This window comes from Pseudomonas sp. AC211, from assembly GCF_979258055.1.
In genome coordinates, this window is the sequence record NZ_OZ409830.1 from 4,916,658 (window position 1) to 4,930,121 (window position 13,464).

The following is a 13,464-nucleotide window of genomic DNA, read 5'->3' on the forward strand; positions in this document are numbered from 1 at the left end:
GACGGGAACACGGGCAAAACAGCCCGCTAAACAGCGCCAGACGGGGGCTGGCTAAGTGCCGGCAATTAAATCACAGGTTGAGGGGGGAATTGGTGCGGGAGTGCGCAGGGTTGGGGTGCCGTTCGGCGGGGAGGAAATGGCTTACCGATTCACTCAGCTCTTTAGATCGGGTCTGAGTTGGTGAAAAATTTAAGAGTAGTGTTCCAAAGATGGTAAATGCCGCGCATCCACGGGGAAAAATGAGGAAAAATTTAAAAGCGTTGATTGGGTTCTTCCCGAGCTACAGCCAATCAAAATGCACAATGACCGCCACCAGTACCAAGGCCATTAGCAACGACGCACCGATCAACACAAGTTGCTTGATAAAACCTCGACGGCGCGCTCCCTGTTTAAACGCACTCTTGAGCAATTCTCCTTGACAGATATACGTCAAAAGCGCCGCTCCCAATGCAGCGAGCAGGGGGAAGAGACGATCAATGGGGGTTTTCGGGGCTTTTAAGTAAAAGGCGAGGACGAGGGGAATGGTAAGGGTCGCGCCGCTGAGTGCCAGCCGGTACTTCAATACCAACCCTAGCTCACGAAAATTGAGAGCCACGGCATAAAGGCCTGCCCAGATTCCGCCGAACATCGTGATAAAGACCACTTGCCCCAACGAATAAAGGCTCGGCCGCACGCACTGTTCAGCAGGGCTCTTTATGCCCGACAACACTGACTCGTTTAGCTCAAGTCGATCGCAAAGCAGCCCCTCGCGTACCTGCCAAATAATGGGCGAGATGGCTTCATTAACCGGGTTGGCGAACAGCTCAGCGCAAAACGAGGCAAAGGCAAGCGTGGTAGCGGGCTGGTCGGCTCTGTATGGCATCACAATCAGTTGGCCACGCTGGGGAGTTGCCGCTAACAATTCCTCTGTTGCCAGAAGGCTATGGGCTTCTTGCAGGCGCTCTGGTAACAACAGCGCTTCGGCTGCATGGAAGTCACCCTCCAGAACTAACAAGGACAAATCAAGCGCAGGGTTTACTGGCAAGCTCTGCCATTCGAAATCGGCAAGCGTGGCTCTTAATCTGGCAAAGCTAAGGGTCACGCTCTCATCGGTTATCACCTCGGAAAAATCGCGCTGCAGGTAGTTGACGGTGCTGTCCTCAACTACTGCGAACGCAATTTCCGGCGCGTTTTTCAACAGCTCTGAACGCACGTTGGGCAGCGGCTGGTGGAAAACTTCTCGGCGTCTGTTTTTGGAAAACCAAGTATCGGCTTGGAGTACCGGAAAGAAATCCATGGATAAACTCAGGCCTTGGCAGGCGACTCATAGAGGGCTTCGAGCTTGAAGCATTTGGTATCCCCAGCAGAGCCAGAAAACACTAGCCAGCGATCGCTGATCTGGGCGCTAACTGCGTCTATACCCTCATCCGCCGACCACACCTGCTCACCTGTATTGATATCCCACGCTGTCGGAATCAATGCGGCAGCGGCATATACCAGCTCCCCCTTGGCAACGATGCCCTTTACCCGTTGCTGGTACCCTCGCAACCAAACAACGTCCTGAAGCTGAAGGTCGACACACAAGATGTACCCCTTCAGAATACTGGACGCCAAAAATACTTTGTCGCCCTGAACAGCCATTTGTGTGGCATAGGCATTGCGCGCGTCGTAGTTGAACTCCTGCAAAAAGGCCTGCATTTTGGCCGAAGCTAGGTATTTGATTTCGAACAGTACAGAGCCAGAAACAAGATCGCCGACCAGTAGCGTGTCACCGGCAATAAAAAACACACGGTGATTATCAAATGCTATTCCGCCAATTACCGCAGGGTCGTCGCGAAAAACATAATTTTCTTGGGGCGCTTCGAACACATACTTCTGCGCCTCAACGCAATAGACCGCTAGGTCGCCAGACTCGCGAAAGCCGGCAAAGTAATGCTCATGCCACGGATCATTGAAGGTGAGGTCAATATCCAAATGCGCAACAAGAGTGGGACTGCCCTCAAGGGTGAATACGTCGACACCCTCACCATCGAAACTGACGCCGCGATACGCTTTTCCATCCCAGAACTGCACCCAGGAATAGTCATCCCAACCTGGTTGGGTCAGCCCGTTGCGCTCGGCATACAACACATCGGCAGAGTCGAGTGCCACCAACTCTGGCGCCTCACCATAGATAGCAAGAACATCGCCGCACACATCCATCAGGCAAGATCTATTTTTGGCAGTTTCTCGAGAGAGACAATTAGGCTCAGACCACTCACTACCGGTAAAGGTAGACAAGTCGAATTTCTTCAAGAAAGAAGAGCCCCCGAGCGATGGAGTTTCATTACAAAAGTAAAAAACATACAACGATTGGCCAACAAGCCGGCAAGTCGCCATCCCCGAGAAATGGGTTGCAAAGGTAAAACTCGCTTTTCGGGAAGGAATCATCAATTCGCTGCCTTGGTAGTCAGTGGGTCGATGAAGTCCTCGACCACGTTGAAGGTAATGTCCGTTGCGCAATTGAACTTCGGCCTAACCCGAGGTTTTGCCTCCATCATTTTTTCGCACATTTTAATCACGGCATCTTTTCGATTCTTCACACTCACTTCCTTGCCAAAGCCCGACCCCATCCATTCGAAATGTAGATGAGGTTTGCCGGCCTCCCAAGCATTCCCTTTCATCATGGCAAAAATCCGCGACTCAAAGTGCTTTTTGACCTGTGCTCTCAGGTCATCCAACTTGTAAGTGCTGGTGTAGTTTTTAACCTCGGCAAGGAAGGGACCGCCAGAGCTGTTCGTGCCTTGCAGGACCGTACCCTCAATATCCAGCCCCTGTACGTTCGATGCATTTTTCCCCGCATCTACGTTAGGCCCAACCTGTAGATCTTTGCCCACCGTGATACTGCCGTCCGCAGGGAGTTCACGAGGAATCGTCGGATTGTTACTCAGACGTTTGAAGGTCGCTGCCTCACCGTATACACCACGCACGTTACTAACGTTGGCAATCGCCAGGTTCTTGAAAGCGGTGCCTTGCGCTTCTTTGGGCACATACTTCATGGCGTCCATCAGCACATCAAACGGCGTCAAACCATCGGCTCCGACCTTGCTCATCTTCTCGAAGTTGAAAGCTTTCATGTTACCTGCCCCCTCCTCCATGTTTTTCAGGAACAGCAGGATGTTTTCACCGTGTCCCTCTTTAACGAACTTTGCCAGATCGTCGACTGTCTGCGAGGTGAAGCGCAGACCGTCGAGGGTGGAGTCTGCACGCGTTGCAAACACAGTTATGTCGCTGAACAGCTTGGCTTCGGCGTCAGACATTTTCACCGCGTCTACTGCGGCGGCGATTTTCTCTGACAATGCTGCACCGCACATCGGCGCCGCGTGCACTTGCGAAATCGATAGATCCAGCGGCACCAGACGTGCGTAGAGACGATCTAGCGGGTAGTCCGTTGCAGAGACTGAACAAGGCAACTTGTTGAGCTTGCGAATATTCAGAAACGCCATGAATCCCTTGGGACTCTTGCCGATATTTTTCAGCAAATTCCAGGTCGCGACACTACCGCTCTTGATCAGATCAACGAACAGGTCCTTGAAATCCACCAACTGCTTGAGCGCCGTCTCGCGGCCGGCCTTACCAGAAAGCAGCTTGCCCACCAGGTCAAAGGACCAACGCGCGACGGTGCCGCCAATTTTCAGGATTTGCCCAGGGTCTTTGAGAAAGATTTCTTTAAGCGTGCCCTTGAGTACCTTGAGTGCACCTTTTACCGACACCATCGCCGCGATGGAACCTGGCCCCCCTGCACCCACGGTGCCCACCGTAGTCACAACGGTAACAATGGTCAGCGTCAAACCAATGCCAGCAAAGGCCAGCTCGATTTTATCCACCTCGTCGAAACGTCCATGAGTCCATAAGTAAACCGCTTTGCTCAGTTGCCAAACATCCGAGATGCTGGTCATCTCAAATAGGAACTGTGCCGCCGTCTTGATTGCGTCAAGCGCTGGCTTACCAGCCTTCTTGAGCATCTCAATTGCATCAGCCATGGCCTGACCATCGACCACAGCAACCCCACCTTCGTTTTCGTTGGCCTGTTGGATAGAGTCCGCGTATGCCTTGCCCATCGGATCGTTGGCAAAGGAGAAACGCGAGAAAAACTTCTGGTAACGCAGCTCCTTGACCTCGGCCTTGGCTACGCCAGAGTCCATTTGCACCGTGAACCCCACGCGAGCACCAAGGCTGTTGAGTTTGGCAGTGCCACCGGAGATGGCTACCTTGGCTTTACCGTCCTTGCCAAAGGTGATCTGTTTTTCCGTCTCGCCATCAATCAGCACCAGCGAGCCACGGGAAGCGTGGATCTGGCCCAGCTTGAGCTCGTTGATATTGCCGTCAAAACCCTCGCCCACCACAAGGTTGTTGGCGAATCCGGAGTTGTTGGGGAGACCGGGCGCCGGTGCGGTGTCGCGGGCGGCACCGACCCCAAGAGTCAGCTCCCCGCCCTTGAGCTGCACACCCACCAGGTACCAGCTACCAACCTGAATAGGTGTGGAGGAAAGAACGGTGAAGTCGCCCTGGTCAGTGGAAACCCTTGCTTGCAGGCGGGCCACGTTGGCGACCACAACCACCTTGAGTTCGTAGCCGTTGGAGTCGTTGCTGCCCTTGCGCAGCAATACAGCACCGTCGGAAACCGACGCCACTTTGAAGCGAACATTGGCGTAGTAATCAGTGTTGAAATCCAGCGAGTCGTTATCCAGAACTACCAGCTTGCCTCCATCGAAACGCATGCTGCTGCCTGGACGGAAGTAGGAGTCAGATTCATCCCAGCTCACCCGTCCCTCAACCTTGCCAGTAAGCCCACCCAATGTATCGAGCAGCACCTTGTTGCCCTGAGCGTCGACGTCAAAACCAGACATAGGGAACATCGCTATGGGTGCGAAGTTCTGAGTAAAGAAGCCGCCGGCGCTGAGGGTTACAGTGGTGTTGGGCTTTCCGTGCACCGTGGCATTGGTGGAATTAACTACTTGTTGATCGGTGCTGCTGTTCAGCGTTTCGACTGAATAGCTGCTCTGATTGCCCGACGCCACTGCTGCGTAATCAAATTTGATGGTGCCTTCTGGATCGACTGGCGTGATGGTGTAGGGCAACTCCTTAACCACTCCGGCAATGTTGACGGCCACGTGGCCATCGCTAGAGCTGTCGCCGCCGACCTGAAAGCTCGCCTGCATAGTCGTGCCCTGGGTGACATCAGGACCGCTGACTGGCCCACTGGAGTTGAACCAGTTGATATCCAAGGCTTCCTCTGGCGCCTCACTCAGAGTGACGGTAACCACCCCAGTACTGCCCGGCTCGAAGTTACTGGCCGACAACGAGGCCGTGAAGTCAAAGGCCTTCTTCTCCACCGTAGCCTTTTGCGCCACAGCGCCAGCAGACAACGAAACATCAGTAGGTAATGTTTCTAGACCCGCACGATATTGAGCGGTGGCTACACCCTGGGCATTCACTTGTGTTTCGACCTTGTCCAGGTCGCCGCTATAACCGTTATCCCAGGCAACCGGCGTGCCTTCTTGAGCGGGGTTGTCATGTTGATCGTAGACAGTTGCAGTAAGCGTAGCCGTATCAACACCGGTGCTCAGCAGCGCTGCGCTATCGCTAGTGACTTCCACCTTGGTCGGAGCCCCAGCCACCACAGTCATGGGTTCCATTACCACTTCCGAACCCAGTCGCACGCGACTGTCTTGCGACTCCACCACACGCGCAGTTACGACATGAGCTGCACCGGCCACCTTGGAAGCGGTCAGTTTGTTGTGAAAGACACCATCACTGGATTCGGTAATCGACTCTGCAAGCGAACCGCCGTCGCTAACACTCCAGTGAACTTTGATCTTCTTCGGGTCGTTTTCTTCAGAATCCACTGGCACATAGGTGACCAGTTCCACGTCACGGGTGTCCGCACTGACATACTTGACCGGAGCCTGGCCTTGAAGGTCGGTGGTGAAGCCAAACTCCCACAAAATATTCCCGGCATCGTTATTAGCGAACAACCGGATGGTCAGGAAGTCGTTCGAGCCCAGCGACGCCAAGTGCTCGATATTGTCAAAAACGATGTTCTGCGCCTTACCAACGGTAGCTTTAATCTCCTCCCCGCCCAGCGCCAGCACTAATTGCCGATCACCTGTATAGCTGTACGAGTCAAGTGCACCAATCGATGATTTGAGCAGGTCATAAACCACAGTCACATAGTCGACTGAGCCCTCAATCCTCGGTTTGGTCTCTTCGAGGATATCGGTGACAGTCTTGTCCGCATTGGTCTTGCGAATAGCACTGACATTCAGCTCATACAAACTGAACTGCATCTCCGGCCGGTACTGCCACGAGTACAACGGTTGCGGTGCCTTGAAGGTCTGCTCGGGGAAGTCTTTGATGGCCTTGCGATAGGCTTGGCGCGCCAGCTCGCTGGCCTCTTCGTCATGCAGCGCCACTTTTACCGGCACATAGCGCGTGGGGCGGTATTTGAGAATGCCGCTACCCGAACCTTTCGAGGAGAAGTCTGGATTGCGGTTCTCCGGCTGCCCCGCCACTTGCAAATAAAGGTGCTGCTTGGCCAATACCTGCTCAGGCAACTGGATCACCTGCACTTGCTGGCCTGGCTTGATCTTGAACTGCGACAGGTTGTTCGCGCCGACCGGCGCCAGTTGGTTGGCGGCGACAATTTTGGCCAGTCGACCGGTGTAACCGTAGTCGGCCAGCTCCTCGGGGAGCGCGGTGCCATCGGCATCGCGCCAGTCGGTGTAGATAGCAATGCTGACGTCGCTACCCAGGCCAGCACCTTCGTTACTGATCAGCTGTTTCTTGTCAGTGCCTTTGGTTAGGCCCTTTTCGATCTTGTTTTTGCGCTCAGCCCAGATTTTCAGGTTGGGCGCCTTGAGCGTAATAACCTCGGTGTTGAGGTTGATAGCGTTGCCGCTCAGGCCTGTCTTGAGCTGCACCACCTTACTGCCGACGTAACCGGTGGGGCGGTTGATGGCAATCAGGCGGACATTCTCGCCAGCCTTTAAGTGGTTGGCCATGCGCTTTTGAAACTCGTCCTTGAAACCGCCAACGCTCTGCCATTTTTTGAAGTTAGCGTCGCCACGGGCGGTATCGTTGTACAGGCTTTCCACCGAGCCACGCAGTTGGATGGTGAATCGGAAAGCGTCGTTCTTGCTATCCAGACCGGAGCTATTGTTTAGCTCCTGATCTTTGAGGCCGCGACGCTCCGCCACCAGTTGCCCAGTGGATTCGCGGAACACGTAGATATCGGTGTCTTTCAGATCTTTTTCGCTGATGTCCTTGAGCAGGCCGCGGTCTTTGAAGTCCGGCGCAGTATCGATCAAACGGGTGAAGTCAGGACCTTTTTCCTCGGTGTTCTCAGGCACGCTGCTGTACTTGCTGGACAGGTAGATGCCCTGCAGTTGCGCCTCCTCCAGGCTAGTCTTGACGAACACCTCCTTCTCGACGCCATTGACGTCCTTTTTCAACTTCTTGCCGGGCACCACGAAGTCCGGTTTCTCGTCGCCGTCGAAATCGTACTTTTCTTGCAGGAAATGCTCGCGATCACTGGTCTCCGCGTTGTAGGTGGTGCTGCCACCCACCTTGACGTCTTTGAGCTTGGCGCTGGCATCCAGCACCATCAGATCGACCGGAAAATCCAGATTGGGCTTAACCGGAGTGGCGGCGGTGGCAATAATGTTGGCCGCGTTCAGATCCCATACGCCCAGACCGTTGCAGTAGTCGTAGTCCGGGCGGCTCATGTAATACGGCATCATCGAGCTGCCACGTGGGCTGAAGCGCTTGTAACGCAGCTCCAGGGTCAACGGCGTAGTGAACTCGATGTCGAACCCTGGGCAGGGCGGCAGCCAGTAGCTAAAGCTGTATTTGCCGTCTTTGTCGCTGACACCCCCACCGAAGAACCCCCAGCCGCCTACGCCAACTACAACGCCAGACATAGGGCCATAGATCTTCGCATCGCGATCGCGCGAGGTCTTGATGGCTACCTGCCCGTCCTTGCCGAAGAACCCCACACGAAAGGCAATGCTGTTGGCGCTCTGATGAAGGATGCTGCCGTCGGTAGCCAGGAGTAGCGACTCGCTCGACGCATCGGGTGTCACGCCGTCCTTGATCGGCATTTCCAGCAGCACCAGGTCTTTGCCCGTTGTGCTGAACAGATCCTTGTCTGCGCGCACCATCACGGTCAGCGTGGAATCGTCGATGTCCGGTTTGTCGATGGTTTGTCCGGTTACGGTCTTGAAAGCACGACTGCGGTACGCCGAATCGGTCATTACCTGCGCATCGGGATAGAGCGCACGAATCTCAGTCTGGCGCTTCAAGTAGGCCCGGTAGGTATCACCAGCCATGACTTTGGCAGTCGCATATTGGCCAACAGCTTCGCCAATCTCCCGGCCTTCCTTGCCGCTGCTGTCGTATTCCACCCAAGTCGGCTTTCCGGACTCGTTGAGCACGATAGCCCGCGTGTACACAGCCCCGTGTTTGAAATACTGCTGCGGAATGAAATACCCAGGCAGGTGCCCAAGGCTAAACGCCTGCGCAGTCATCGCCGCCCCACCCAACACCAGGCCAAATGCCAGGGCAAACAACGAGACCTTACGGCGCACGTTAGTGCGCGAACTGGAGGCGGTGGTTGGCATACGCAACATATCCATCTGTCAGTGATTCCTTGAGCCGCCTCAGCGGTTCTTACTCAAGCGGTAGAGCTCAGCTTGCAGCTGACGCAAGTTCATTTGTCCGTCGGCGTAGGCCTGCAATGCGGGCTGCGCTTCGATACCGGCCAGGGCGAAGCCGAATAGGTCGAGGTTGCCGGGTTGCAATGGGCCTTTACTGCGGATGCGCAGGTTGGCGATCTGGCCAACGCCCACTGGCACCACACGGCCAGCGGTGCGGTCGAGGCCAACCAGCACCACGTAAGCGCCGTCGTCTGGCAGGTAGTCGTAGCTGTCGGCATATTTCAGCGCGGCGATATCAACGCTGAGGTTGCCTTGCACGCTTACGCCAGCCGGTTGCAGCGCATACATCCAGTACGGCATAGCCATCGGATCGACCGGGTAGGCCAGTTCGCTGAACTGGAGCATTTGCACGTGCAGGTCGCCTTCCTGGCGGCCGTCGGGGAATTGCAGTTTGGCGTTGCTGAGGTCGAGTTTGAGTTCGCCGCTGAGCAGGCTCAGTTGGCTGCCGCCTTTGACCGGTACGTAGGGCAGCGTGGTGTTGAGCTGGGCCAGTTGCAGTTGGCCGAGTTCGTTAAGCACGCCGTTCTGAACGCTGATGGTGCGGCTGTCGCTGCCGTAGCTGCGCACGCTCTGGCCGGGGTTGAGTTGCAGGCTGTAGCGCCCGGCCGGAATGTTTTGCGCGGCGCTGTCGCCGAAGCCGAAGTTGAAGGCGCCGTCGCCGTTGGTTTGTACGCTGCGGTCGAGTTCGTCGATGCGCACTTGCACGCCGGCCACCGGTTGCTGCAGTTGGTCCATGACCACGCCGCTGATAAAGGTCGGCAGCGGGCGCGTGTGGTAGCGAATGCGGCTGAGTTCCTGGCCGTCGTAGGTCACTTCCACCGACACCTCGGCGTTGTAGGCCAGGTCTTGGCTTGGGTAGAAGGCCACCACCTGGCTGCCGGGCAGTTCGGCGAGGTTGCCGGCTACGGGCAGGTAGTCGCGGTTGACGTCGATCAGTTGGTAGCCCTGGGCTTGCAGCTCGCTGGTGCCGAGGCCATCGAGGTCTACGTAGGTTTTGCCGTGGGCGGTTTCGAAGACTTTGAGCTGCAGCTTGCTAATGTCGATGGCCTGGTTGAAGTACAGGCTGATGAAGTCGTTGGGGTTGGCGTTGCGCTCGCCGCTGGCCGGTTCGATGCGTTCCAGGGCGACGGGCACTTGCTGCGGGGTGACCACGGTGATGCTGCGGCTGCTCTGCGCCACCACTTGCCCGCTGCTGTTTTGCAGCACGGCGAGCAGGCGGTATTGGCCGGCGGCGGCCGGCACTTGCAGGTTGGCGCTTTTGAGCGTGGTGTCGCCGGTGAGGGCGGCGTCGGCGAGGTTGTCGCCGTTGCTCCCCAGCAACAAGGCGCGTGGGAACAGTTGGCCGCTGAGGTCTTCGATCCGTGCGGCCACTTGCAGGCTGATCGGCTCGCCGAGGTTGAGCAGTTCGGTGCCTTCGGTGGGGATAACCCAGTTGATGGCGGCCTGGCTGTTGAGCTCCAGGCTGTACTCCTGACGGGTCAGATTGCCGGCCTGGTCGCGCGCTTCCAGGGTCAGTTCCACGCTTTTGCCCAAGGGCAGACTCAGGCTGGTGGCGAAGCGGAATTCGCCAGCGCTGGCGCCGGGTTCCAGGGTTACGTCGCTGCCGTTGATTTGGAAGCTGCCAGGGTTGGCTTCACGCAGGGTGCCTTTGACTGGGAACGGCTGCTCGCTCACGCGGTTTTCGGCGGGCAATTCCACCAGTGGCGTGTCGAGCTGAATCACCGGCGCGGTCTGGTCGAGCTGCCAGCTGAGGGTTTGGCGGGTTTCCTGGCCGCTGCGGTCGCGGGCCAGCAGCTCGACGCTGTAGCTGGAGTGGCCGACCGGCACGCCAAGGGTTTCTTTGAGGTCGAGCAGTTGGGTGCCGGCTTCGCGCAGCACCAGGTTGCGACCGTTGAGGCGCACGCTGTCCAGACCGGCTTCGGCGTACACCTGGCCGCGCAACACGAAGCCATTGCCGGACAGCAGGCTGCCGCTGGCCGGGCTCAGACTGTCGAAGCGTGGCGGTTTGAAGGTGGTTTGCGCCGGCTGGTAGGTGACCAAGACGCTGCGCTGAGTGCTGCGTTGGTCGACCCAGGCCTGAACCACCAGGGTGTTGGGGCCGACTTGCAGGTTGATGGGCCCCGACTGGTAGGCGAACTCGGTGACCTGGCTGGTGGCGGTCAGGGTCGCGGCCTGGCCGTTGATTAGCACTTCCATGCGCTGCGCAGCCTTGTCGCTACGCAGCACGCCGCGCACCACCACGGTGGCGTCTTTGACGGTGGCGCCAGCGCTCGGGTAGTCGATGGTCAAGCCGATGTCGCTGGACACCGCCACGCGCTCAACGCGGCGTACCACGCTGGCCTGATTACCGGCTTTGTCGAAGGCGGTAAGCGTGAGCGTGTTCGCGCCTTCCTGCAGGGGCACGGTGGCGGTCCAGTTGCTGCCTTGCAGGGTGACGGCAAAGCGGCTGGTGGCGAAGCGGTCGGAGGTGAATTCCAGCCGCGCCACGCCAACGCCAGCGTCTGTCGCGGTACCGCGCAAGGTGATGCTGTCTTCGCTGACGCTGGCGTTGTCGGCGCCTTCGATGGTCACCACGGGCGCTACACGGTCCGGGAAGCTGGCGGCGTCGTCGGGGTTGGCACCGGCGGCCACTTCGTCTGCGTTGCTGACGCCATCGCCGTCACGGTCCGGGTCTTTGTTGTCGCCGATGCCGTCTTTGTCGAGGTCGCGGGTTTCCGTTGGGTCGTTGGGGAAAGCGTCGGCGTCGTTGGCTACGCCATCACCGTCACGGTCGCTATCCAGCGCGTCGGGAATACCGTCTTTGTCGAGGTCGGCGGGCACGCTGGTTTTGTCGTCGGGGTTAGTGCCGGCTTGCACTTCGTAGTCGTTGGAGATGCCGTCGCCGTCGCGGTCCGGGTCTTTGCTGTCGCCGATGCCGTCGCCGTCGAGGTCGCGGCTTTCAGTCGGGTCGTTGGGGAACGCGTCCTGGGCATTGGGCACGCCGTCGCCGTCGATATCGCTGTCGAGGCTGTCGGGAATGCCATCTTTGTCGAGGTCGGCGGGCACGCTGGTTTTATCGTTCGGGTCGGTGCCGGCCTGGGTTTCGTAGTCGTTGGAAATACCGTCGCCATCACGGTCGGTATCGGCGTTATCGCCAATGCCGTCGCCGTCGAGGTCGCGGCTTTCGCTGGCGTTGTCGGGGAAGGCATCGGCGTCGTTGGCCACGCCGTCGCCATCTCGGTCGCTGTCGAGGCTGTCGGGAATGCCGTCTTTGTCGAGGTCTGGCGGCGTGCTGGTTTTGTCGTTCGGGTCGGTGCCGGCCTGGGTTTCGTAGTCGTTGGAAATACCGTCGCCATCGCGGTCGGAGTCGGCGTTGTCGCCAATGCCGTCGCCGTCGAGGTCGCGGCTTTCGCTGGCGTTGTCTGGGAAGGCGTCGGCCTCGTTGGCCACGCCATCGCCGTCACGGTCGCTGTCGAGGCTGTCGGGGATGCCGTCTTTATCCAGGTCGGCAGGCACGCTGGCCTTGTCGTCCGGATTGGTGCCGACCTGTGTTTCGTAGTCGTTGGAGATGCCGTCGCCATCGCGGTCGGCATCTTTGTTGTCGCCGATACCGTCGCCGTCCTGGTCGCGGGTTTCGCTTGGGTCGTCGGGCAGTGCGTCTTGCTCGTTGGCTACGCCATCACCGTCACGGTCGCTGTCGAGCGCGTCGGGAATGCCGTCTTTGTCGAGGTCGGCCGGCACGCTGGTTTTATCGTCGGGATTGGTGCCCAGCTGAATTTCGTAGTCGTTGGAAATACCATCGCCGTCGCGGTCGGTATCGGCGTTGTCGCCAATGCCGTCGCCGTCCTGGTCTTTTGCTTCGGCCGGGTTGTCTGGGAACAGGTCGTCTGGGTTGCGCACGCCGTCGCCGTCGCGGTCATCGTCGAGGCTGTCAGGAATGCCGTCTTTGTCCAAGTCTGGCGGCGTGCTGGTTTTGTCGTTCGGGTCGGTGCCGGCCTGGGTTTCGTAGTCGTTGGAAATACCGTCGCCGTCGCGGTCGGTGTCGGCGTTGTCGCCAATGCCGTCGCCGTCGAGGTCACGGCTTTCGCTGGCGTTGTCCGGGAATGCGTCGGCCTCGTTGGCCACGCCGTCGCCGTCACGGTCGCTGTCGAGGCTGTCCGGGATGCCATCTTTGTCGAGGTCGGCGGGCACGCTGGCTTTGTCGTTCGGGTCTGTGCCGACCTGCGTTTCGTAGTCGTTGGAAATGCCATCGCCATCGCGGTCGGTGTCGGCGTTGTCACCAATGCCGTCGCCGTCGAGGTCGCGGCTCTCGGCTGCATCGTTGGGGAACGCGTCTGCGTCGTTGGCCACGCCGTCGCCATCGCGGTCGTCATCCAGCGCATCGGGAATGCCGTCTTTGTCGAGGTCGGCCGGCACGCTGGCTTTGTCGTCCGGGTTGGTGCCCAGCTGGGTTTCGTAGTCGTTGGACACGCCGTCGCCATCGCGGTCGGCGTCTTTGTTGTCGCCGATGCCGTCGCCGTCGAGGTCTTTGCTTTCGCTCGGGTCATTCGGGAACGCGTCGACAGTGTTGGCCACGCCGTCACCGTCGCGGTCGTCGTCCACGGCGTCGGGAATGCCGTCTTTGTCGAGGTCGGCGGGCACGCTGGTTTTGTCGTCAGGGTCTGTGCCGGCTTGCACTTCGTAGTCGTTGGAAATGCCGTCGCCGTCGCGGTCCGGGTCTTTGCCGTCGCCGATGCCGTCGCCGTCGAGG

4 protein-coding genes are annotated in these 13,464 nt (G+C 58.3%); all 4 read right to left on the reverse strand.

Going from position 1 to position 13,464, the window contains the following annotated elements; translation table 11 throughout:
- Window positions 1-280: 280 nt before the first annotated feature.
- From ACZZZP_RS23075 to ACZZZP_RS23090, 4 genes are read right to left on the reverse strand one after another with little or no spacing between them, the layout of a single operon-like run.
- Window positions 281-1,276, reverse strand: coding sequence for a hypothetical protein (locus ACZZZP_RS23075; protein WP_463384257.1), 996 nt, complete (start codon window positions 1,274-1,276; stop codon window positions 281-283).
- Window positions 1,277-1,284: 8 nt separating this feature from the next.
- Window positions 1,285-2,409, reverse strand: coding sequence for a PQQ-binding-like beta-propeller repeat protein (locus ACZZZP_RS23080; RefSeq protein ID WP_463384258.1), 1,125 nt, complete (start codon window positions 2,407-2,409; stop codon window positions 1,285-1,287).
- Complete coding sequence (locus ACZZZP_RS23085) at window positions 2,409-8,654, reverse strand: Ig-like domain-containing protein (RefSeq protein WP_463384259.1); 6,246 nt, start codon at window positions 8,652-8,654, stop codon at window positions 2,409-2,411. Before ACZZZP_RS23085 ends, ACZZZP_RS23080 begins: the two co-directional genes overlap by 1 nt.
- Window positions 8,655-8,678: 24 nt before the next feature.
- Entirely contained in the window at window positions 8,679-13,448 is a 4,770-nt protein-coding gene (locus ACZZZP_RS23090; protein WP_463536981.1) for a thrombospondin type 3 repeat-containing protein, read from the reverse strand.
- Window positions 13,449-13,464: the final 16 nt, after the last annotated feature.